This is a genomic window from Bacillota bacterium, assembly GCA_024653485.1.
In the GTDB taxonomy this organism is placed as follows: Bacteria; Bacillota; SHA-98; order UBA4971; family UBA4971; genus UBA6256.
Map to the genome: position 1 here is coordinate 1 of JANLFY010000004.1, position 23,112 is coordinate 23,112.

The 23,112-nt window shown below is 61.6% G+C and carries 18 protein-coding genes; all 18 read left to right on the plus strand.

Translation table 11 applies throughout. The features are described 5' to 3' along the window. Positions 1 to 283: 283 nt before the first annotated feature. Positions 284 to 1,249: a glycosyl hydrolase family 18 protein gene (locus tag NUW12_04045; GenBank protein MCR4401940.1), complete on the plus strand. Its 966-nt coding sequence runs from the start codon at positions 284 to 286 to the stop codon at positions 1,247 to 1,249. A gap of 89 nt (positions 1,250 to 1,338) precedes the next feature. Further along, on the plus strand, positions 1,339 to 1,860 hold the full coding sequence (locus tag NUW12_04050) for a hypothetical protein (protein MCR4401941.1): 522 nt from the start codon (positions 1,339 to 1,341) through the stop codon (positions 1,858 to 1,860). A gap of 278 nt (positions 1,861 to 2,138) precedes the next feature. Next, a complete protein-coding gene (gene ald, locus NUW12_04055; protein MCR4401942.1) occupies positions 2,139 to 3,254 on the plus strand; it encodes an alanine dehydrogenase in 1,116 nt (371 codons plus the stop codon). A gap of 252 nt (positions 3,255 to 3,506) precedes the next feature. Then, the gene (gene argC / locus NUW12_04060; protein ID MCR4401943.1) at positions 3,507 to 4,664 is read left to right on the plus strand and encodes an N-acetyl-gamma-glutamyl-phosphate reductase; all 1,158 of its coding nucleotides are present in this window, start codon (positions 3,507 to 3,509) and stop codon (positions 4,662 to 4,664) included. Between the two features lie 46 nt (positions 4,665 to 4,710). Beyond that, a complete protein-coding gene (gene argJ, locus NUW12_04065) occupies positions 4,711 to 5,949 on the plus strand; it encodes a bifunctional glutamate N-acetyltransferase/amino-acid acetyltransferase ArgJ (GenBank protein MCR4401944.1) in 1,239 nt (412 codons plus the stop codon). Positions 5,950 to 5,962: 13 nt separating this feature from the next. Beyond that, a complete protein-coding gene (gene argB / locus NUW12_04070) occupies positions 5,963 to 6,910 on the plus strand; it encodes an acetylglutamate kinase (GenBank protein ID MCR4401945.1) in 948 nt (315 codons plus the stop codon). Between the two features lie 108 nt (positions 6,911 to 7,018). Further along, positions 7,019 to 8,293: an acetylornithine transaminase gene (locus NUW12_04075; GenBank protein ID MCR4401946.1), complete on the plus strand. Its 1,275-nt coding sequence runs from the start codon at positions 7,019 to 7,021 to the stop codon at positions 8,291 to 8,293. Between the two features lie 286 nt (positions 8,294 to 8,579). Then, positions 8,580 to 9,533, plus strand: a complete 954-nt coding sequence (argF, locus tag NUW12_04080) for an ornithine carbamoyltransferase (GenBank protein ID MCR4401947.1) — start codon at positions 8,580 to 8,582, stop codon at positions 9,531 to 9,533. Next, on the plus strand, positions 9,517 to 10,806 hold the full coding sequence (locus NUW12_04085) for an argininosuccinate synthase (protein ID MCR4401948.1): 1,290 nt from the start codon (positions 9,517 to 9,519) through the stop codon (positions 10,804 to 10,806). Before argF ends, NUW12_04085 begins: the two co-directional genes overlap by 17 nt. Next, positions 10,781 to 12,199 (plus strand): argininosuccinate lyase, encoded by a 1,419-nt coding sequence (argH, locus tag NUW12_04090; protein ID MCR4401949.1) that lies wholly within the window; start codon positions 10,781 to 10,783, stop codon positions 12,197 to 12,199. Before NUW12_04085 ends, argH begins: the two co-directional genes overlap by 26 nt. Before the next feature lie 372 nt (positions 12,200 to 12,571). Then, entirely contained in the window at positions 12,572 to 13,780 is a 1,209-nt protein-coding gene (dapG, locus tag NUW12_04095; protein ID MCR4401950.1) for an aspartate kinase, read from the plus strand. Between the two features lie 435 nt (positions 13,781 to 14,215). Continuing rightward, positions 14,216 to 15,709: a hypothetical protein gene (locus NUW12_04100; protein MCR4401951.1), complete on the plus strand. Its 1,494-nt coding sequence runs from the start codon at positions 14,216 to 14,218 to the stop codon at positions 15,707 to 15,709. 240 nt (positions 15,710 to 15,949) lie between these two features. Further along, the gene (locus NUW12_04105) at positions 15,950 to 17,062 is read left to right on the plus strand and encodes a LacI family transcriptional regulator (protein ID MCR4401952.1); all 1,113 of its coding nucleotides are present in this window, start codon (positions 15,950 to 15,952) and stop codon (positions 17,060 to 17,062) included. 162 nt (positions 17,063 to 17,224) lie between these two features. Further along, on the plus strand, positions 17,225 to 18,484 hold the full coding sequence (locus NUW12_04110) for an extracellular solute-binding protein (protein MCR4401953.1): 1,260 nt from the start codon (positions 17,225 to 17,227) through the stop codon (positions 18,482 to 18,484). Between the two features lie 89 nt (positions 18,485 to 18,573). Then, positions 18,574 to 19,596 (plus strand): sugar ABC transporter permease, encoded by a 1,023-nt coding sequence (locus tag NUW12_04115; protein MCR4401954.1) that lies wholly within the window; start codon positions 18,574 to 18,576, stop codon positions 19,594 to 19,596. After that, on the plus strand, positions 19,593 to 20,462 hold the full coding sequence (locus NUW12_04120) for a sugar ABC transporter permease (protein MCR4401955.1): 870 nt from the start codon (positions 19,593 to 19,595) through the stop codon (positions 20,460 to 20,462). Before NUW12_04115 ends, NUW12_04120 begins: the two co-directional genes overlap by 4 nt. Positions 20,463 to 20,691: 229 nt before the next feature. After that, positions 20,692 to 21,792, plus strand: coding sequence for a sn-glycerol-3-phosphate ABC transporter ATP-binding protein UgpC (gene ugpC / locus NUW12_04125; protein ID MCR4401956.1), 1,101 nt, complete (start codon positions 20,692 to 20,694; stop codon positions 21,790 to 21,792). A gap of 126 nt (positions 21,793 to 21,918) precedes the next feature. Continuing rightward, positions 21,919 to 23,034, plus strand: coding sequence for a bifunctional phosphoglucose/phosphomannose isomerase (locus NUW12_04130; protein MCR4401957.1), 1,116 nt, complete (start codon positions 21,919 to 21,921; stop codon positions 23,032 to 23,034). The last annotated feature ends 78 nt before the right edge of the window (positions 23,035 to 23,112 follow it).

Sequence of the window (23,112 nt, forward strand, 5' to 3'; positions counted from 1 at the left end):
TCTCAGTCCAGATGAATGTGTTTTGGGGTGACAAAATCACAGTCCGTTGACACGAATGCATAAGAATGTTGCGGTAGGTCGGCTCGTAGTGCGGCGAGATGAGAGGTGTCGCCTGGCGACTGCGACTTGCGTGCCGCGCCCTTCCTCTTGTTGAGGAGGTTTCGACGGGTGCTCCTTGAAATATGGAATCGCCGACAGACGCGAGCATGGCGGCCCCGGGAGCCCGTTCCGCTGGAATGGCAAGGGAAGACGGGCTATCTCTCGAAACTGGGAGGCGCATCCGATGGGCAGGATGGTTCTTGGGTGGCAGGTGCCGTACGCCGACGACAGCATCCGGTCGTACATGGAACATGCGGACGTGATAACCCACGTCAGTCCATGCTGGTATTCCATGGACGCATGCGGAAACATCCAGAGCGAGGAGAGAGATGTGTTCCAGACGATCGATCTCGCGAGAACCAGAGGGATCGCGGTCGTGCCTCTCATTGCAAACGAGAGATTCAGTCCAGAAGTAGCCCACGACGTGCTCGCGAGCGAAGACACGAGACGGCGCGCGGCGGAGAACGTGGCCTCCCTGGTCTTGGAACGCGGTTTCGACGGGATCAACATGGATTTCGAAGGGGCCTTCTTGAAGGGGGATCGGGACAGGTACACCATGCTCGTCGGCGAGATCGCGCGGCGCTTGAGACCTCATGGCAAGCACGTATCCGTGGACGTGGTCGCTCAAACCTCGCCTCCGGGTCCTGATGACACGGGATGGGCTCAGGCATACGACTATCCGGGCCTTGCGCGTGAGGTTGACCATCTGATCATCATGGGGTACGACTACTCCCCATCTGGCGGCCCCCCCGGACCGGTGTCGCCGCTCTGGTGGCTGGAGGATGTGATCGACTACGCGCTCACGTGCGTTCCCAGGGACAAGATCGTGATCGGCCTCCCCTTCTACGGACGGCACTGGACGATTGAGAAAGGAGTGCCGTCACCCGGGAGAGGGTTGGACACTAAGAGGATGGCGGAGTTGCTTTCTAGTCCCGGTCTCGTGCCAGCATGGGATGAGCGCGCAGCGTGTCCCGTGCTCAGGTACTACGAAGGTGAAACGGAACACGTGGTGTACTACGAAGACCTCGAGAGCCTCAGACTCAAGCTCGAGCTCGTCAGGAAACGCGGCATCGACGGGTTGGCTTTCTGGCGGCTCGGGTCGGAGGACCCGCGGATGTGGGACGTCGTGCGCCGAGAGTATCTTCTCTGATCCAGAGAATGGCTTTCCAGGCCCAGGAGGAGATTCGAGGCGGTCGTCGAATGACATGATGAACCCGACTCGGGCAAGGAGGGATATCAATGAAGAGGGCAGTTTGTTTGGCCGTAGCGCTCGCCCTGGTGATGGTCGCGGCGGGGGTCGCATCGGCGGAGAACAAGATCGGAGTGGGGTACTACTTCCACGGAGACGACTCGGACCTTACGTTTGCTGGAGAGCTGAACTTGACTGGCGCGATGTCTGTCGGGCTTGAGTACGTCGGCCACGAGGGTGCGGCGGAGACCGAGATCTACGGCAAGTATGCTTTCCAAGACATCGGTGGGGCTTCCCTGGGGGCGTTCGGAGGAATCAAGCTGATAGAGGGTTTCAACGCGAGCATCTTCAAGGTCGGAGTGTTCGGCGAGCAGACGATCGCTCCGCGGATCGCCGTCTACGGCAGGGGCGGAATGGCGTTCGAGAGCGGCGCCAGCTCATGGTTCGAAGTGCTCGGCGGTCTCAAGGCCGATGTGATGTCGCCGTTCTGGCTTGCGGGTGAGGCCTTGTACAGCAGCCAGGAGGGCGCGGGCGGATCCGGTTACCGCTTGCTGGTCGGGGTGAACTTCTAACCAGACGGTTCTCTGTCGCGGCGATGGTTCTCAGCCACGTGGGATGCTTGAGAGAAAACTTGAAAGAGAACATGTGTTGAGCCGGAGATGATTCCTGGGTGGACTGGGGACGGACAGGCTGCGTCACGCTTGGTGCGGGGCGCAGCCTCTTGACTTTGTTGGGTTGTCGCGCGGTCCGGGTTGGCTCCTGGCTGGAAGGATTGTGGCACTGTGAGTAGAATCATACAACATCAGGGCGGATATTGGGCTTTCGTGACGTCATAATGGAGGTGGTCGAATTGATAGTCGGGGTGCCCAAGGAGATCAAGAACAACGAGAACCGCGTCGCCATCGTGCCCTCGGGCGTGATGGCACTGTGTGACAGGGGTCACACGGTGCTCGTGGAGAAGGGGGCCGGGCAGGGAAGCGGGATATCCGACGAGGATTATGCAAGTGCGGGCGCGCGCGTTGTCGACAACGTGGCGGACTTGTGGTCACAGGCAGACATGATCATGAAGATCAAGGAGCCCCTGCCGCCGGAGTATCCCCTAATGAGGAACGGCCAAGTTATGTTCACGTATTTCCACCTGGCGTCTGACGAGACCCTGACCCGGGCCGTGCTCGATTCCGGCATTGTGGCCATCGCCTACGAGACTGTGCAGCTTCCCGATGGAAGCCTGCCCCTGTTGTCACCGATGAGCGAGGTAGCGGGCGCTATGGCTGCCGTCGTTGGCGCGAACTACCTTGCGGGGCCCAACGGTGGGCGTGGCGTGCTCATGGGCGGCATCCCGGGTGTGGAGCCGGCTCACGTGGTCGTGATCGGCGGTGGCACGGTGGGCACGAACGCCGCCATGATGGCCGCTGGGCTTGGCGCGCAGGTGACGGTGTTCGAGGTCTCCATCACCCGCATGAGATACTTAGCCCACATACTGCCGAAGAACGTGAAGGTTCTGTACTCAAATAGACACTCGATTGAGGCGGCTCTGGCCGATGCCGACCTCGTGATCGGGGCGGTGCTGATACCCGGGGCGAAGGCGCCGAAGCTTGTGACTCGGGACATGCTGAAACTGATGAAGAAGGGCGCAGTCATCGTGGATGTCGCGGTTGACCAGGGAGGGTGCATCGAGACGATTCATCCGACCACTCACGCGAATCCCACCTACTTCGTGGACGGCGTATTGCACTACGCTGTGGCCAACATGCCCGGCGCGTTCCCGAGAACGTCCACCTTCGCCCTGACGAATGTGACGCTCCCGTACGCTGTCAAGATAGCGGACCTCGGTGCCGAGGAAGCCATGAGGCGCGACCCGGCGCTCAGGCTTGGGTTGAACGCGTACAAGGGGAAGCTCACGTGCAAGGGCGTGGCCGACGCGTTTGGTATCGAATATCACAGCCCTGACGAGGTGCTTGGTTGAGACAGCGCATCGCGGGGTCGTAGGCTCACCCGCGCATCGGACCGTAGCCCGGTGATGTAACCGTATAGATGTACTGGAGTTTGTGAATCTCGGCACATTGTGACCCGCGGCCAGTCAGGCGGAAAGGGCCGCGGGTTTTCTTTCGCGTGTGATATTGCATAGATATACAGTAGTGATGTATAATTACCACAATCCTTGCCCAACCTGGTTCGACCGACAAATCATGGGCAGGGGGTCGTGGGGGACAGGATCATGGTGAGAGCAGGGATAGCGGGAGCGTCGGGATACGCTGGCGGGGAACTGGTGCGGCTCCTCCTCGGTCACGCGGAGGTGACCATCGCGGCGCTGGCCTCGCGGGGGAGCGCGGGAAAGGCGGCGTTCGAGGTACTGCCGGCCTTTCGCGGGTATGACCTTCCTCGCGTGTCCGACATCCTTCCGGACGAGCTGGCCCGCAAGTGTGACGTGGTGTTCATGGCGACTCCCGCCGGGGCGTCCGCAGCTCTTGCCAAGGAGATCTTGGCAGCACGCCCGTCCGTGAGGATCATCGACCTCGGCGCGGACTTCAGGCTCAAGAACCCCTCCCTGTACCAGCAATGGTATGGCTCGATCCACGCTGCCCCGGAGCTTGCCGCTGAGGCGGCGTACGGCCTTCCTGAGCTGTATAGGGAGGACATAAGGGCTGCACGTATCGTAGCCAACCCGGGCTGTTATCCTACTGCGGCGCTGCTTGCACTGGCCCCGCTCGCGCGACACGGCCTCATTGACCCGCGAAGCATCATCATAGACGCGAAGTCGGGAGCTTCGGGCGCCGGGAGGACGCCGTCGCAAGGCTACCACTTTCCCGAGAGCGAAGAGAACCTTCGGCCGTACGGGATCCTGTGCCACCGTCACACGCCGGAGATAGAGCAGGAATTGCGGCGCGTGGCTTCGGGGTGTGGCGTGGAAGGCAGCGATGCGCGAAAGTGGGGTTCTGGAGGCGGCGGTTTGGACCTCGCCGTTACCTTCACGCCCCATGTCGTGCCGATGAGCCGCGGAATACTCGTGACGGCGTACTCCTCCTTGAGAGCGAAGGCCGAGTTCGGGGGGAGGCCGCACACATGCGGAGTTGGGGCGGCCCCGGGAGACTCGGTGAGCGCCCAAGATTCTCTCACATCTCTGTATGAGGGGTTCTATTCGGGAGAGAGGTTCGTGAGGGTGCTGCGGGACGACCTGCCTCAGACGAAAGCGGTGCGCGCGTCGAACTTCTGCGACGTCGCCGTGAGGGTTCAAGAAGAGACCGGGAGGGTGATAGCTATCTCCGCCCTGGACAATCTCGTGAAGGGCGCAGCCGGGCAGGCGGTCCAGAACATGAACATACTCTTTGGCCTCAGGGAATCAATGGGGCTTGAGAATCCTCCCGTCTGGCCGTGAATCCGACCGGTGGACTTGTGGAGACTTGTGGAAAGGAGAGTTGGGCATGATCGCTATCGAACCGGCACACGCCGACGAAGCGCTTTGGGAGGAGATTCCCGGCGGCGTCACCGCCCCTCTGGGATTTCGCGCCGCGGGGGTGCACTGCGGGATAAAGCGCGCCCGACCCGATCTCGCTCTCATCGTCTCCGACGGACCGGCGGCGGCAGCGGGCGTGTTCACGACTAACAGGGTGAAGGCCGCGCCGGTTCTCGTCAGCATGGAACACCTCAAGTCGGGCAGGTGCCGGGCTGTGGTCGTGGCGAGCGGCAACGCAAACGCGTGCACCGGCACGAAAGGCCTCGAAGATGCCAAGACTATGGCAAGCGTCACTGGCGAGGTCCTGGGCCTTCCCCCCGAGGAGGTCGTGGTTGCATCCACGGGCGTCATAGGCGTTCCCATGCCCGTAGAGAAGGTTTGCGCCGGAATCCGTGTCGCTGCGTCGGTGCTTGACTCCGCCGGGTCAAGGGCCGCCGCGGAAGCCATCCTCACCACGGATCGGACGCTGAAGGAGATCGCAGTGGAAGGAAAGATAGGAGGGCACAGGGTGCGCATCGGCGGAATCGCCAAGGGGTCGGGCATGATCCACCCCAACATGGCCACTATGCTCGCGTTCGTGACCACCGATGCCGCCATAAGCGCGGGGATGTTGAGACGCGCCTTTCTGCGCTCCGTCGAGAGGACTTTCAACATGATCACGGTAGATGGCGACACTAGCACCAACGACATGGCCGTGGCGCTCGCGAGCGGATTGGCGAGGAATCCCGTCATCGTGTCGGAGGGCGCGGACTTCGATGCCATGGTCGAAGGACTGGAGCACGTCGCCCGTGCGCTAGCTCGCATGATCGTGGGGGACGGCGAAGGGGCTACCAGGGTCGTCAGAGTTGAAGTCCGAGGGGCGAGAACGGAGAGAGAAGCCCAACTGATCGCACGGACGATCGCCTCTTCGAATCTCGTGAAGACGGCCGTGTTCGGGGCCGACCCCAACTGGGGCCGCGTGCTTGCGGCGGCCGGACGAGCGGGAGTCGAGTTCGACCCGAACCTCGTGGACGTCACTATCGGAGACGTGCTCGTGGCCAAGAATGGTGCCGCGTTGGAGTTTGACGAAGCCCGCGCCAGAGAGGCGTTGGCGTCGAAAGAAGTGCTGATCGCCGTCGACTTGCACGCGGGATTCGAAAGCTCGGTCGCGTACACGTGTGATCTGACGTACGAGTACGTGCGCATCAACGCAAGTTACAGAAGCTGAGGAGGTGACATCCATGAATGGCTTTCTTGCTCCCGGAGCGGGCGCGCTCGCGGCGAAGGGTCTGTCCAGTGCGGAAAAGGCGGAGGTGATCGTCGAGGCCCTCCCCTACATAAGGACGTTTTTCGGCAAGACGGTGGTGGTCAAGTATGGCGGGGCAGCAATGACCGACGCAACGCTAAAGGAGACGGTGACCCTCGACATCGTCCTTCTGAGATACATCGGCATGAATCCCGTAATTGTCCACGGCGGCGGCAAGGACATCACCGGCGTCATGAGGCGGTTGGGCAAAGAGCCGGTCTTCGTGAACGGCCTACGCGTCACCGACTGCGAGACCGCCGAAATAGCAGAGATGGTCCTGACTGGCAGGATCAATCAGGATATAGTGGCGCTGATCAACAGAGGTGGTGGCAAGGCTCTCGGACTCTCGGGAAAGGACGCGAACCTCGTGGTGGCAAAGAGAAGAGGCCAGGAAACTCACGGGGACAAGGAGATAGATCTGGGGTACGTGGGAAGCGTGGTCGCGATCAATACGGACATCATCGAAGTCGTGAGCAGAGAGGGGTTCATTCCGGTGATATCCCCGGTGGCCTCGGACGACACCGGTGCCACGCTCAATATAAACGCCGACCATCTAGCAGGGCACCTTGCCGGAGCGCTCGGAGCGTTCAAACTCGTGGTCCTCACGGATGTCGAGGGCATCCTTGCTGACCCCGGCGACCCCGGGTCCCTTCTCCAACAAGTGACGATAGCCGAGGCGAGGGAGATGATCGCCGCGGGTCGCATCGACTCGGGCATGATTCCGAAAGTGGACGCATGCGTCGCGGCTCTCGAGAGGGGCGTGCCGAGAACGCACATCATCGACGGAAGGAGACCCCATTCGCTCCTGCTCGAGATGTTCACGAACGAGGGGATCGGCACGATGATCATCGGCGGACAGGGCTGGGCGCCCGAGACACGGTAGCGGGGAGAGGCGTGCCGAGAGTGTCTAGAGTGTCACCAGGGGAAAGGGGGGACTGTCGCGGGTCCCGTCGTGAGCGGACCGAGGATGGCGGGATCGCGCGGCGCAACGATGATTGCGCTTTCACATAGCGACACGACAGAGAGAATCGCGGAACTCTCTCGCACTTACCTCATGAACACGTACTCGAGAGCTCCGGTGGCTCCGATCCGAGGATCCGGCGTGAGGCTGTGGGACGCATCCGGCAAAGAGTACCTGGATTTTCTCGGTGGCATCGCCGTCAACGGCCTTGGGCATGCACACCCTGCGGTCGTGGCCGCCGTGCAGAAGCAGGCAGCCATGATGATCCACTGCTCCAACCTTTACCTCATCGAAGGGCAGGCGCTTCTGGCCAAGGCCCTCCTGGACGGCACCCCGTTTGGCAAGGCGTTCTTCTGCAACAGCGGCGCCGAGGCGAACGAAGCCGCGATCAAACTCGCCCGGAAGTACGCGAGAGCCGTGAGGGAGGAAGAGGGTCGCTATGAGATTGTCACGGCGCTCAACTCGTTCCACGGGCGCACCCTTGCCACGGTCACCGCGACGGGGCAGGCAAAGTACCAGAAAGGCTTCGAGCCACTGCCTCCCGGCTTCCGGTACGTGCCATTCAACGACGCTTCGTCCCTTGAGGAGGCTGTGGGCGACCAGACCGCCGCCGTCCTCCTGGAAGCGATCCAAGGCGAGGGAGGGGTCAAGGTCGCCGATGAGGCCTATCTCAAGCGGGCAAGGGAGATCTGCGACGAACGTGGGGCCTTGCTCATCCTGGATGAAGTCCAAACGGGGATGGGGCGCACCGGGAAGATGTTCGCTTTCGAACACTCTGGGATCGAGCCCGACGCCGTGACACTGGCGAAGTCCCTGGGAGGGGGTGTCCCCATCGGAGCCCTGCTCGCTAAGGACGAGGTCGCAGCGGCGTTCACCCCAGGTACGCACGCCTCCACCTTTGGCGGGAACCCATTGGCTTGTGCGGCCGCGCTTGCGGTCGTGGAGACCATCAAGTCCGAGGGGCTGGCTGAGCGTGCCGCGGACGTGGGAGCCTACTTCGCGGAGTCCTTGCGGGACCTTGGAATGAGGTTTCCCCAAGTAGCTGAGGTGAGGGGTAAGGGACTCATGATCGCCCTGGAGCTCCGGTCGCTTCACTTGGCCGCTGACCAGGCCGCCGGCGGGACCGGGGGAGCCCTTGGAGCGCCCGCGCGCGCGGTGGCAGCGGCGTGCCTCGACGGGGGCCTCCTCGTGAACGCCGTGAACGACAACACGCTTCGCTTCCTGCCGCCGCTCGTGGTTACCAGGGGAGACATCGACGAAGCCGTCGCCATCCTCGAACGGGCTATGAGAGATGTGCTCGGGTGATGGCGCGCCTCGTGGGTGCAATCCGTGCGGCCTGGGCTGGGGGCATGTGACCGTCTGCAAACATCGTGTCAGGAGGTGACGAGCGAAAGGACGCTGACGCCGTGCTGCCGCGCCGGGGCGTCTGCTCCGGCGGGGAGGAGTTTCGCGGGGAGGAGTTTCGCGGAGGTCCTTGAATATATGTCGGTGCGCCGCGAGATACAAAGGGCGGGCACAGCATTACGCAAGAAGGACGGTGTGCAGCGTGACGCAAAAGAGGGATTATCTTCACGACGAAGTCGCCGTCGGCATGAGGGGGAGGAGCCTCCTGTCCATCCACGACCTCTCCGTGGCGGAGGTCGAGAAGATCTTCGAGGTCTCGGCGAGGCTGAAGGAGGAGACGAGGGCCGGGGTTGAGCACCACCTACTGCGCGGAAAGACGCTCGCAATGATATTCACCAAGCCTTCCACCCGCACGAGGGTGTCGTTCGAGGTAGCCATCTGGCAACTGGGAGGGTATGGGCTCTTCCTGAGCGCGCAGGAGCTGCAACTCCGGAGGGGGGAGACTATCGCCGACACGGCGCGAGTGCTTTCGCGTTACGTGGACGGCATAATGATACGCACGTTCGATCACAGGGATGTCGAGGACCTCGCCAGATACGGCACGGTTCCAGTGATAAACGGGCTGACGGACCTCTTGCATCCCTGTCAGGCTCTAGCTGACTACTTCACTGTGTTTGAAAAGAAAGGCAGGACGAAAGGCCTGAAACTGGTGTACGTGGGGGACGGCAACAACGTAGCGCACAGCCTCATGCTCGGCGGGGCGAAGGTAGGCATCGACGTCACTGTGGCGTGCCCGCCCGGGTACGAGCCTCTCCAGGACATCGTGGAGATGGCGGGGGAAGACGCAAAGGCCACGGGCGCCACCATTCGGGTGACGCACGACCCCGTTGAGGCTGTGAAAGGCGCAGACGTCATATACACCGACGTGTGGGCTAGCATGGGTCAGGAAGCTGAACACGAAAAGAAGGCGCGGGCCCTCGCTGCGTTCCAGGTGAACGAGGCGCTCGTCGAAGCCGCGGGAAAGGAGGACGTCATGGTAATGCACTGTCTGCCCGCGCATAGGGGGGAGGAGATCACCGATGGGGTGATGGACGGCCCCCATTCTGTAGTGTTCGACGAGGCCGAGAATCGACTCCACGTCCAGAAGGCCATCCTCGTCCTGCTGATGCAAGGGAGGAAGGCCGGTGAAAGCGGCTTGTAAATCTGCTCGCAAAGTCGTGCTCGCCTATTCGGGGGGCCTCGACACATCCGTTGCAATACAGTGGATCAAGGAGCGCTACCTCGCGGAGGTCATCGCCGTCGCGGTTGATGTTGGTGCGAAGAAGGACTTGGAGTTCATCAGGGAGAAGGCTCTCAGAGTAGGGGCGTGTCGATCGTACGTAGTCGACGCGCGGCGCGAGTTCTTGGAGGATTATGCGTTCAAGAGCCTCAAGGCGAATGGGCTGTACGAGGGGAAGTACCCTTTGAGCGCCGCGCTGTCCAGGCCCCTCATATCGAAGATCTTGGTGGACATAGCCCTCAATGAAGGCGCCGACGCCGTCGCACACGGCTGCACCGGAAAAGGCAATGACCAGGTGCGCTTCGACGTGTCCATCGCTGCGCTGGCGCCTGAGCTTCGAGTCATCGCCCCGGTGCGCGAGTGGCCCATGTCACGCGAGGATGAGATGGAGTACGCAAGGGAACACGACATACCCGTCCCGGTGACCTCAGAGAGCCCCTACAGCATAGATGAAAACCTTTGGGGCAGGAGCATAGAGTGCGGCGTCCTGGAAGATCCGTGGCGTGAGCCTCCAGAGGACGCCTTCATGTGGACTACCGCACCGGAGCATTGCCCGGACAACCCCACGTACGTGGAGGTGGGTTTCGAGGCGGGCGTGCCCGTGAGCCTCGACGGAGTGAGCTTGGACCCGGTGGAGATCGTCACCCGTCTCAACATGCTGTGCGGCGCGTGCGGGGTAGGCAGGATAGACCAGGTAGAGAACAGGCTCGTGGGCATCAAGTCCAGGGAAGTGTACGAGGCTCCGGCGGCGGTGGCGCTCATCGCGGCCCACAAAGACCTGGAGAGCCTGACCCTCCCCCGAGAGACCTACCACATGAAACAAGCCATAGACCAGAAATACGCTGAGCTGGCCTACTTTGGCTTGTGGTTCTCGCCGCTTCGTGAAGCCCTCGACGCGTTCATCGACAAGACACAGGAGACGGTGACGGGCGAGGTGAGACTGCGGCTTTTCAAGGGCTCGGTCTCAGTGGTAGGGCGGCGGTCGCCGCATTCGCTCTACGATCGTTCGCTTGCCACGTATGACAAGCACGACGCCTTCAATCACGCGGCGTCCGAAGGGTTCATTCAGATCTTCGGGCTCCCGACGGTTGTTGCCGCAAGAGCGAGAAGCCGTGCTGCAGGGGTGGGGGAGGACTCCACTTCCGGGACGGAGAGCGGAGGCGAGGTCCTTGAAGCCGTGGGCGGGGAGATTTGAGAAAGACACCGAGGTCAAGGTCGAGGAATTCACCGCGTCGGTGCACTTTGATAGGAGGCTCTACCGCGAGGACATCGCGGGGAGCATCGCCCACGCGCGCGCGCTTTCCGCATGCGGAGCCATTTCCGCTGACGAGGCGGAGGCGCTCGTCGCCGGCTTGGGTGCGGTGCTCGGAGACATTGAATCAGGGGCCGTGGATTTCTCGACGTCCGATGAGGACATCCACACGACGGTGGAGAGAATGCTGGGCGAGAAGGTGGGTGAAGTCGCCAAGAAGCTGCACACGGGGAGGAGCCGCAATGACCAGGTCGCCCTGGATATGCGGCTCTATGTGACAAAGGAGGCCGGGCGCTTGGTGGCGCTCATCGACGATGTTCGCAGCGCGCTCGTGGAGGTGGCGGACGCCAACGCAGAGGTGATAATGCCCGGATACACCCACATGCAGCACGCTCAGCCAGTGCTCTTCGCCCATCACATGCTGGCCTACTTTGAGATGCTCGCGAGAGACAAGGAGAGGCTCGCGGACGCGTCGCGCCGTGCGAACGTCTCCCCCTTGGGTTCGGGGGCAGTGGCGGGCACCGCATACCAAGTGGACCGGGAGGCGATCGCGCGCGATCTTGGGTGTTGCGGGATCACGAGGAACAGCATCGACGCGGTCTCCGATAGGGACTTCGTGATCGAGTTCCTTGCGTCTGCGGCGATCATCATGGTCCACTTGAGCCGACTGGCCGAGGAGCTCGTGCTCTGGTCGTCGCAAGAGTTTGGGTTCATCGAGCTCGACGACGCTTTCACCACGGGCAGCAGCATGATGCCGCAGAAGAAGAACCCCGACGTGGCAGAGCTCGTGAGGGGCAAGACCGGGAGGGTCGTGGGGGATCTCGTGGCGATGCTCACCGTCATGAAGGGGTTGCCACTGGCCTACAACAGGGACATGCAAGAGGACAAGGAGATCCTCTTCGACGCCGTGGACACCGTAGCATCATGCCTGGAGGTCATGGCGCCCATGCTCCGGACCATGAAGGTGAATGCTGCCGCGATGCGAGAGGCTGCGGGGCGAGGCTTCACGACCGCCACGGACCTTGCGGACTACCTGGTAAGGAAGGGCGTGCCGTTTCGGCAGGCCCACGCTGAGGTGGGGCGGCTTGTGCTGCGATGTTTGAGGGAGGGAAAGGGCTTCGAGGATCTCTCCATGGACGATTGGCACAACTTTGCCCCTGAGGCGTCCCGGGATGTGATCGCAAGCACACGGGTGGAGACGTCTCTAGCTGCGCGATCCGTCCCCGGCGGCACGGCGCCCGGGCAGGTCAAGGCGGCCCTCGCCGATGCCAGGGCAGCTCTCGGATTGAGCAGTGCTCCTCGACGCGATCCTGCGGCAGGGAAACCCGAGGAGTAAGGCCGAGAACAGCGGCTTGGGAGCGATTCGCGGCGGTCTGGAGGCTCGCGGCGGTCCAGCGGCACCGTCCCGCCGCGTCTCTCACGCGGGCGCTTCGCAAGCCAGGCCCGGGCCACGGGTGCGGTGTCTCGAGAGGCTGGCAGTTGATTTTTCCCCCGCCCTGCCCACGTGACAGCAGGATAACGTCGCTTTTCGCCGTATCCATATGCGACACCCGTACACATTCGGGAGGGCAGACGACCCGGGCAGCGTTCCGGGGCTCGCGGCCGCGGCCGACTCGAGCGAGCGTCGCGGGCGAGCGGCGCGGAGCCGGTTGTTCCGGCGGGGCGGCACCATCCCACAAACAAGGGTGCAGGAGGTTCACAGCAAACGGTGCGCATAATCGTGCAGAAGTTCGGGGGGACATCCGTCGGAGACGAAGAGGCACGCCTGAAAGCTCGAGACAGGGTGATTTCAGCAAGGCAACAGGGATTCGATCCCGTCGTCGTAGTGTCCGCCATGGGTCGGCGTCCAAGTCCGTACGCCACCGACTCGCTTCTGGACCTCGTGCGGGGCAGGGGCCTGCCTGTTGATGCGAGGGCGCTGGACCTCCTCGCGTCGTGCGGGGAGATCATAAGCTCTGTCGTGATGGCGGGTCACCTCAGGGCGGCGGGGCTCGAAGCAGTCCCACTGACGGGCGCGCAGGCCGGGATACGCACTGACGCGGAGTTCGGAGACGCTAGCATCCAGGGCATAAACACCGCTCGATTGCTCGATGTGCTTGCATCCGGACAGATCCCGGTAGTTGCCGGCTTTCAGGGGGTGACCGACGACGGCGAGACGACCACCCTCGGCCGGGGAGGGAGCGACACCACGGCGACCGCGCTTGGGGTGGCGTTGAGGGCGGAGTGCGTGGAGATATACACGGATGTCGAGGGAGTCATGACCGTCGACCCGAAGATCGTTCCTGATGCCAGACTGATCTCGGCAATCACGTATTTCGAGGTCGAGGAGCTCGCCAACAACGGCGCGAAGGTGGTCCACCCCAGGGCGGTTCACATAGCACAACAAGGCGGCATTCCGGTGAGGGTGCGGAGCACTTTTGCGGAATCCGAGGGCACGTTCATAACGGATGAGGTAGAGCGACGAGTGATAACAGGCATCGCCCACGTGGACGGACTCGCCCGCGTGGAGGCGCTCTATCCGAATCCTGCTGAGCCGTCCAGGGCTAGGGTGGCCATACTCAAGGCGATCAGCACGATTGGGATCAACGTCGACTTCATAAACGTCACCCCTCGAGCCATCCTCTTCACCGTGAAGGACGAATTCGCTAGAGCAGCCGAGGAAGCGCTGAGGTCGGAGGGATACGCATGCCATGTCATGGCGGAGTGCGCTAAGGTGTCGGTGGTGGGCGCAGGCATGCAAGAAGTGCCGGGCGTGATGGCGAGGGTGGTGGAGTCCCTTCACCGGGCGGGCGTTCACATAATGCAGACGGTCGACTCGGAGATCACCATCTCCTGCCTCATCGACCAAGCAAGCGTGGCGCGCGCGGTGCGCGCCCTGTACGACGAGTTCGACCTGGGGTCACCGGGAAGCAGCTAGTGACGCGGGGTGATCGCACAAGTAGATCGTACAAGTAGTCGGGGCGACGGGGCCAGGGCAGGGAATGAGAACCTGTCCTGGCTTTCAGTTTCCTTCGGTGCCATCACTTACATGAGCGCACGCACGAGCTTCATGAAGGAATAGCGAGTAATACGGAGAATTACGGGAAGCACAGGGGCCGTTCAGCTGGCCATGAAGCTATACAACGCAACGATGTTCATTTCGACGCAGTAGACGGAGCATGAATTCCAGACTCGGCAGGCGGCGGAAAGGAGGTGCCTCCCCAGAAAGCGCCGGAGGCCGAGACATGTAATACAGAGCACACATCGCAGCCGGGGGACGCAAGCAAGGAAACAAGGCTACTTGCCGAAGGCCCCCATCGCAGCAAGACCTGAAGCAGTCACGAACCACAAGACACACCAAGGGGGATGAACGATGAGAAGAATAGTCGCTGCACTAGCCGCTATAGTGGCTCTAGCCATGGCGGCGCCGGTGTGGGCGGCCCCCGCAATCGACCTCGGAGGGTCCTTGGAGACCACTTTCCAAGTGACTCCCGCGGGGTCGGACAACAACGGGATCACCGCCACATCTGACCTACGCCTCAACTTCTCCATGGAGATGGCCTCAGGCCAGCAAATACGGGCATTCGTGGGATTCGAGCCCATAGAATACGCTCCTTTCGGCCCGAGCACCGACCCGAATCCGGGGTCCGACGCCCTGGCGGGCGGGAACATGGATGCAAAGGGGCTTACGCCTGTTACGCTCGGCCTCGCGCAGCTCACTATCGAGAAAGCGTATCTCGAGACGACCGGCCCATTCCTTACGGGTGGACAGGACGTCACCACCAGATTGGGAGATCTTGCCGTTGACTACTCGCCCTACATAGCTCACGTCTCCGAGACGGACGGCGTGATCGAGGGCGCGCAAGTGAGCGGCGTGCGCGTCGGCCCGGTGGAGCTCGGCGCGTTCTACGGCTGGGCGACCCGGCAGATCTCCGAAGACCAGCAGGAGCGGTTCGCCAACGCCGGAGTCGCGGCCGCCGCGGACATTCAGGGTATCGGCCTCACCGGCGCGGCCGTGAAGACCGGCGACGACATCGCCCTTGCCGGAACTGTTCGCTTCGCACCGGTTCCGGGTCTCGACCTGACCGGCGCGGCCGCATGGGACGGCTCCAACGAAGCTGCGGTCGTGAAGGCCGAGGCGGGCATCGCGGAGCTTCCCGTGCTCCCAGGGGTAAGCGCGAAACTCGGCGTGAGGGACTTCGACCCGAAGTTCAACCCGATCTACAGAGACGATCGGAAAGACGATGACGGCAACGACATCAACGTCGTGGACCTCAACGCCGGCAAGCGCGGCGTGAACGGCGAAGTGGCTACCACGGTCATGGGTGTGGAGCTTGTCGGGACCGCCGACTGGCACCAGCAGAGGAACGCTGACCGCCAGATCGTGGGCGAGAGGAAGAGCCTCGGCGCGACTGCCGCCACCCGGTACGCGGGTCTCGACATCGAGGCGGGCGTGAAGACCACGTGGTCCACGGTCAACGCGGACTACTCCATCCTCGAACGCCAGGTGAAGGCGGATCCTGAGATGAAAACCCTCGTCACTCTCGGCCTCGGTTACGACGTCCCGGTCGGGCCGATAGTGGTGAACACCGAGTATGACCTCACGATGTCCAACATAGACTCGACAGTCCACGAATTGGCGGCTTCCACCGTCTTCGACGCTCCCATGCTCTCTGGCATAGAGTTGTCGGGCAACGCCAAGTGGGCGAACGGGCAGATGGCGTACATTGGGCAAGCTGAGTACACGGCGCCCAACGGCATCGAATTCATCGGCAGCTACGCCAAGTACGATGAGGGCAACTTCGGCGACTTCACGTCGAGGCCGAATGGGTTCTGCTTGACCGCGGGAATGAAGGTCGAGTTCTAAGAGAAAACCAACCTTCTCACTTGTCACGCCGCCGGTGCGTCAAACCCGGCAAAGCCCCTGGGCCGCCTCGGTCCGGGGGCTTTTCTCGCGTTCCAACCTCCAACGCCCAACCCCAGCACCGGGCGGCGGTGCGCTTTCACGCGACTTCCATGCGAAGTCCTCCTTGACACAGATGGATAGCTGACCCTATAATGGAATCGCGCTACAACGTTGTAGCCCTCAGGAGACGTTGCTATTGACTTGAACTGGACTCCGAGGGTTGCGGGCGGAGGACCCAAGATAGTGGCGACGATCAGGGACATCGCGAGCAAGGCGGGCGTGTCCGTCAGCACCGTGTCCCATGTGCTGAACGGATACGGCGATATAAGCGCGGAGACCGAGAAGCGCGTTCGAGCAGTGATGCGAGAGTTGAACTACCATCCGAGCGCCCTGGCGCGGCGTCTCGTCCGGAAGAGGAGCTACGTCCTGGAATTGATGCTCTTCTCCGTCGAGGGCTTGCGCCACCCGTTTTTTTACGAGGTGATCTGTGGAATCACCGCCGAGATAGAAAAGGCCGGCTACGACCTGGTGCTCAGCGTGAAGAACGCGGGTGACAGGCGCTGGCGTGAGAGCCTCCGGAGGTGCTACGAGTCGAAAGTCGAAGGCCTCTTCCTCATGGGAACTCTGCGCGGCAGGGCGATACTCGACGAGATCGCGAAGAGCGGAATTCCCACGGTCCTCATCGACATCCCCTTCGAAGGCCCGCGGATGACGTACGTCACCTCCGACAACGTAGGTGGGGCCGAGTCGGCCGTGGAGCATCTCATCTCTCTCGGCCACCGGAGGATCGCATACATTGACGGACATACTCCGTCTGCCATTTCAGAAGGCAGATTCCTGGGTTATAGGCAGGCGCTGGCCCGTCATGGTCTGCCGCTGGACGAGAGGATCGTCCTCGCGGGAGACTTTACCGAAGAAGGCGGGCGAGCCGCCATGAAGAGCATACTCCAAAGCTCGCCTGACGTCACTGCGGTTTTCGCTGCGAGCGACCTCATGGCCATAGGCGCCATGAAGGCGTTGCGTGAAGAGGGGCGAAAGATTCCACTAGACGTGGCGGTCGTGGGATTCGACGACATCGAGGCGGCGTCCTACGTGAGGCCGACGCTTTCCACCGTGAAACAGCAAAGCGAGGTAATGGGCAGGAGCGCTGCCAAGGAGGTTCTGAGGTTGATCGCCAACCCTGCCAGGATACCGAAGAAGATAGTCCTCCCCGCCGAACTGGTTGTCAGGGAGTCATGTGGCGCGAGGACGGTGTCGTCTGACGGGGGTGGAACGTCTGAAGGAGGTGATACTCAGGGACAGTCGCGAGCCTAGAGACGAACGACCGTCAAGTCGTGTGCGGTGTCGTGCAGCGCGTGGTACCTGCAATGCGGGAAATGGCTGATCGCACGGGTTCGACGGCAGTCTGCAAATTGTTGACAGACGCCGGTAAGCGGCGGCTGGGGACACGCGAAATCAAAGAGGAGGGGACCCACTGTGAGAAGAACGGTTGTTTCAGTCCTGGTTCTTCTGATGCTGGTTGCCCTGCTTCTGCCTGTCGGCGCAACGGCTCAGAAGAAAGTCGCTCTGACGATCTGGACCAAGGAGGGTGAGGCGGAGGGCGTTCTGCAGGAGATTATAGCGCTCACGCAAGAGTACTCCAAGAGCCATCCGGGCGTGACTTTCGAAGTCGTGAACTACGGCGTGGAGGACCTGCGCCAGAACTTCCAGTCTGCGGCGTTCGCGGGCACGGGCCCGGATCTCCTTTGGACCGTCTCCGACCACGCCGGTCCGTTCACGGCGATGAAACTCATCAAGTCTGTGGACCAGATATTCCCCGCAGGGTACATGGACAAATTCGTCAAGCCGGGCGTGGAAGCGGTTGAGCTTGGCGGGAAGGTTTGGGGAGTCCCTCTCAGCGTAGGCAACCACCTGATGCTCCTCTACAACAAGAAGCTCATCAAGGCGCCGCCCCAGGATACCGATGAGCTCATCAAGGTAGGCAAGGAGCTCACCAAGGACCTCAACAACGATGGCAAGCCTGATCAGTACGGACTCGTGTACAACCTCAACGAGCCCTTCTGGCTGGCTCCGTGGCTCGGAGGGTTTGGTGGCTGGCCTTTGGACGGGACCAAACCCACCCTCAACAGCCAGGCCATGGTCGACGCTCTGCAGTTCCTCCATGATCTGAAGTTTGTGCACAAGATAGTGCCAATGGAAGCCGACTACAACGCTGCCGACTCCCTGTTCAAGGAGGGGAAGGCGGCCATGATAATCAACGGCGACTGGTCTCTCGGTGCATATGTGACCGATGATGTCAAGAAGAACGTGGATCTGGGGGTCGCGCGGATTCCCAAGGTCGTCAAGACCGGCAAATGGCCTTCGCCCATGACCAGCGGCATCTATCTGATGTTCCCCGAGTACCTCGAGGGCGACAAGCTGAACGCCGTGAAGGGGTTCGTGGACTTCCTGGTCTCGGACGAGGTCCAGCTCAGGTTCCTCCAGAAGTTCAAGAGACTGCCCGCTACGGCGAGCGCACTCAAGAGCCCACTGGTGACCCAGGACGCGATCCTGAAAGGCTCGTCTGACCAGATGGTTGTCGGAAAGCCGATGCCGACGGTGCCTGAGATGCGGGCTTGCTGGGACGCCATCAGACCCAATCAGGAGGCCGTCATGGCTGGCAAGATGACCCCGAAGGACGCTGCGAAGGCGATGCAGGAAGCCGCCGAGAAGGCGATTCGCGAGATGACCAAGTAGGTCTCACGAAAAGCCAGGCGCAAGGCAGGCCCGGGCGGGAGCGCGGGTTGCGTCCGGGCCTGCCTTCTTCCAAGGTGGTGAAGGCATAGATGGCTTTGACGTGGGATGTTGTGACCAGGGGGCTCGGCGAAATCGGCAGGCTGATAGGGATAGTCGCCGCGGTCGTCATCGCCCTAGAAACCATGGCGTACCTGGTTCTTCACAAGCTTCTGAAGTGCAAGTACTCGCTTCCGCTCATGCTGCTCCTTCCTGCCCTTGTCGGGGTGCTGGCGCTCATCGTATACCCGTTCGGCTTCAACGTCTACCTTGCTTTCAGCAACATGAACATGTTCCGGTTCAAAGACTTCTCTGTCGGCATTTCTTACGGCATCACCAACCTCCTCGACGTCTTCAGACTGCCTGTGCTGCAGAAAGTCACCTTCCTTCAACTGCTCGGGCGAACGGTCCTTTGGACGGTTGTGAACGTCGTGTTCCACGTGCTGGGCGGCCTCGCCCTCGCTATCCTGCTCCACAGGCCGATGAAAGGCAAGGGGATCTACAGAACCCTTCTCGTGGTGCCGTGGGCGCTCCCGCAAGTCATCTCGGCGCTCGCATGGCGCGGCGAATTCCACTTTCAGTACGGCTTCGTCAACCTGATGCTCGAGAGACTTGGTCTGCGACCGGTGCCTTGGCTATCCGACCCAAGGTGGGCGTTTGTCGCGGTCGTGCTGGTCAACATCTGGCTCGGGATCCCGTTCATGATGGTAGTGCTCCTCGGCGGTCTTCAGAGCATCTCCCAGGAGTACTACGACGCGGCTCAAATAGATGGAGCATCCGGATGGCAGCAATTCCGATCCATCACGATGCCCCTGCTGAAGCCGGTTCTCACACCTGCCGTGATCCTCGGGGTAGTGTGGACGTTCAACAACTTCAACGTGATCTATCTTGTGACGAAGGGCGGTCCGATGGAAGGCACCGACCTCCTGGTCACGTCCATGTTCAAGGCGGTATTCGAGTTCTATAGGTACGGATTCGGGGCGGCATATGCCATGGTCATATTCGTGTTCCTGTTCATCTTCTCCGCAGTGTATCTGCGGCTGAGCGGCGGGTTCAAGGGGGCCTGGGAGTCATGAGAATCCGAGCGGGGCGCAGCGTCTTCCGAAGGGCCAGGGGGGACAGCCCTGTCAAGAGAGCGGCCATACACCTCGTGTTGATCCTTTCTTGTGTCGTATCAGTTTACCCGTTCCTCCGGGTCGTGAGCGTGTCGCTTAGGCCTAGCAACCAGCTGCTCTCTACCAGCCTGGCGTTCGTGCCGCCGGGCGCGAGCCTCGAGAACTACCGCGCTCTCATCTTCGAGAGAGACTTCACCATATGGCTGTGGAACAGCCTCATCGTCAGCGCGGCGTCGGTGCTCGTGGGCCTCATGCTGGCGGCCACTGCGGCTTACGCGTTTTCTCGGTGGAAGTTCCCGGGCCGTCGCCAAGGCCTGCTATTCCTCTTGACGACGCAGATGATTCCTGCGGGAATGCTCCTTCTCCCCATATACGTCATGGTCGTGAGGCTCAGGCTGTTCAACACATACACGGGCATGACCATTGCCTACTCAGTCGGGTCGGTGCCGTTCTCCATTTGGATCCTCAAAGGATACTATGATACAATACCTCGAGAACTCGAAGAGGCTGCGCTAGTCGACGGGGCGAGTCCGCTTGCGGCGTTCTGGCGTGTCGTCATTCCGCTGTCCACGCCGGCTCTCGCCATCGCCGGGCTGTTCAGCTTCATGACGGCTTGGAACGACTACATGATGGCCAGGGTGATGCTCCAGAAGGCAGACATGTTCACGTGGCCAGTGGGCTTTCAGAAGCTGATGGACCAATTCCAGACCGCATGGGGCCAGTTCGCCGCAGCTTCGGTGCTCGTTGCCATTCCCGCGCTCGCGCTGTTCCTTTACTCGTCGAAGTGGCTGGTGTCTGGCATGACCCTAGGTGGGGTGAAGGAATAGGTTCAAAGAAGGATCGCGGTCGCGCGTGTTGAATACTTTCCGGGAACTTCCCGTGAAGGCTTTCCGGTGTTGAGACGATGGAGGTGATCGCCGGGGTTTGGCGACGTGAGTTGAGGCGCTCCGTGGTATTCTGGTGGCTTTGCGGATCGTGTGAGTCATTCTCTAATTACGCTGCCTCGGGAGTGCGTTTCGAGCGGCTCCGCAAGACGGCACAGGGGGTATTCGAGAGATGGCAAGGGTCTACCTGGAGCATGTGACCAAGAAGTTCGGTAATGTCGTTGCGGTGAACGATGCCACGCTCGAGATCAAGGACAAGGAGTTTCTCATCCTCGTCGGACCGTCGGGGTGCGGCAAGTCTACGACGCTGCGGATGGTGGCAGGTCTGGAGGAGATCACCGAGGGGAACATCTACATCGGCGACACCATAGTGAACGACATCCCGCCGAAGGACCGCGACATCGCGATGGTCTTCCAGAACTATGCTCTGTATCCCCACATGGACGTGTACAACAACATGGCTTTTGGCCTGAAGCTTCGCAAGTTCCCGCGCGCCGAGATCGACAAGCGCGTCAAGGAGGCCGCGGCGATTCTCGGCATTGAGAACCTGCTGAAGAGGAAACCCAAGGAGCTTTCAGGGGGCCAGAGGCAGAGGGTTGCGCTGGGGAGGGCCATCGTGCGCGAGCCGAAGGTGTTCCTCATGGATGAACCCCTATCGAACCTTGACGCGAAACTCCGTGTCCAGATGAGGGCGGAGCTGGCCAAGCTGCACAACAGGCTCCAGACGACGATTATCTACGTTACCCACGACCAGACTGAAGCCATGACCATGGGCGATCGCATAGTCGTCATGAAAGACGGCTTCATCCAGCAGGTGGGCGCGCCGATGGAGATCTACGATCACCCCGACAACGTCTTCGTCGCCGGGTTCATCGGAAGCCCGGCCATGAACTTCCTCGACGCGACGGTCGTGAGCAAGGATGACGAGCTCTGGATCGACGCCAAGAGCTTCAAGGTGAAGCTGCCCTCGACGAGGTTCGAGACGGTGGGCGAGTACATCGGCAAGGAAGTCATCTTCGGCATCAGACCCGAGGATATCGACGACAGGGAGTTCGTCCCTGATGCCCCTGCTGATAGGATAATCACGGCGGACATAGACGTGACGGAGCCGATGGGTTCCGAGGTCTATCTCTACGCCACGGTGGGGCCGCACTCCTTCATAGCGAGAGTGGACGCGCGCACCACCGCGAGAGACGGGTCGTCTCACCAACTCGTGTTCAACACGGACAAGGCTCACTTGTTCGACAAGACGACTCAGAAAGCCATTAGGTGACCTGGCGCTGCCGTGCGCCCAGAGTTCCCGTGGCGAGAGCGATTGCGCCTGGGGATAGATGGGGAGAATATCTCCAGCTATCCCCTTTTTCATGATAGATGGGGTTTGGGTGAGGGGGTCAAGGAGTTGACGAGTGCAACCGGCAAAGTGGAACGCGACAACATCGACAACATCGACCGCGGCATCATCCTGGACGACACAGATGAGATCGCCAGGCTGGACCCAGGCGGGATGCTGAAGATTGTAGGCGAACTCCCCCAGCAGATACGGGACGCTCTGGGCATCGCGGAGCAGGCAGACCTGCCATCTAGCCTCGCCGGAGCAAGATGCATCGTCGCGGCTGGACTTGGAGGCTCGGCCATAGGAGGTGACGTGGTTCGCGAGATTGTCGCGGGAGAGCTGAGAGTGCCCATGGTAGTCGTGAGGGATTACGGCCTTCCCGCGTTTGTGGACCGGGACACTCTCGTTTTCGCGTCGAGCTACTCGGGGAATACTGAGGAGACGCTGAGCGCGTACGGCATCGCGCGCGATCGCGGGGCTCGGGTGGTGTGCATCACGAGTGGGGGGCGCCTTGCCGAGCTCGCTTCGCGTGACGGGATGCCTTTGGTCCTCATTCCGAAGGGATTCCCGCCGCGCACGGCGCTGGCGTACCTGTTCGTGCCCATGCTTGCGGCGCTGGCGCGGCTGGGATACGTGAAGGACGCAGCTGAGGGGCTTGACGAAGCCGAGCTCATCCTCGGCGACCTCTCCTTGGTGTTGGGACCCCAGTCGCCTGTGTCTGTCAATCAGGCGAAACGACTGGCGATCGGGATGTACGGCAAGATCCCGCTCATCTACGGCTCGTCCGGCATCGCGGCCGCGGCGGCCCTGAGATGGAAGACGCAGATCAACGAGAACAGCAAGACTCACGCGTTCTGGAACGCCTTCCCAGAGCTAAACCACAATGAGACCGTGGGATGGGGTGCGAGGGAGGACATCTCGAGGGGGCTGCGCGTGGTGCTCCTGAAAGACAAAGGGGATCACCCCAGGGTGCAACGGAGGGAGGAAATCACTGCGACTCTGATGGCCGCGGCGGCCGGAATAGACGAGGTTCACAGTCTCGGGAGGTCGAAGGTGGCGCGGCTACTGTCCCTCGTATATGTCGGAGATTTCGCAAGCCTGTACCTCGCTTTCCTGAATGGGGTGGATCCCAAGCCGGTAGAGGTGATAGACTACCTGAAAGGGGAGCTCGCCAGGGCTTAGATACTCCTCATCCCGCTTCCGTAGTGGGCGTGCGTGCGGTAAGGAGGATCTCATCACTGGTGGAGAGGAGACGTGGGA

Bases quoted from the DNA above. Each gene is read 5' to 3' on its own strand.
- NUW12_04045 (MCR4401940.1), top strand. From the start codon at position 284: ATGGGCAGGATGGTTCTTGGGTGGCAGGTGCCGTACGCCGACGACAGC.
- NUW12_04050 (MCR4401941.1), top strand. From the start codon at position 1,339: ATGAAGAGGGCAGTTTGTTTGGCCGTAGCGCTCGCCCTGGTGATGGTC.
- argC (MCR4401943.1), top strand. From the start codon at position 3,507: ATGGTGAGAGCAGGGATAGCGGGAGCGTCGGGATACGCTGGCGGGGAA.
- argJ (MCR4401944.1), top strand. From the start codon at position 4,711: ATGATCGCTATCGAACCGGCACACGCCGACGAAGCGCTTTGGGAGGAG.
- argB (MCR4401945.1), top strand. From the start codon at position 5,963: ATGAATGGCTTTCTTGCTCCCGGAGCGGGCGCGCTCGCGGCGAAGGGT.
- NUW12_04075 (MCR4401946.1), top strand. From the start codon at position 7,019: ATGATTGCGCTTTCACATAGCGACACGACAGAGAGAATCGCGGAACTC.
- argF (MCR4401947.1), top strand. From the start codon at position 8,580: ATGAGGGGGAGGAGCCTCCTGTCCATCCACGACCTCTCCGTGGCGGAG.
- NUW12_04100 (MCR4401951.1), top strand. From the start codon at position 14,216: ATGAGAAGAATAGTCGCTGCACTAGCCGCTATAGTGGCTCTAGCCATG.
- NUW12_04115 (MCR4401954.1), top strand. From the start codon at position 18,574: ATGGCTTTGACGTGGGATGTTGTGACCAGGGGGCTCGGCGAAATCGGC.
- NUW12_04120 (MCR4401955.1), top strand. From the start codon at position 19,593: ATGAGAATCCGAGCGGGGCGCAGCGTCTTCCGAAGGGCCAGGGGGGAC.
- ugpC (MCR4401956.1), top strand. From the start codon at position 20,692: ATGGCAAGGGTCTACCTGGAGCATGTGACCAAGAAGTTCGGTAATGTC.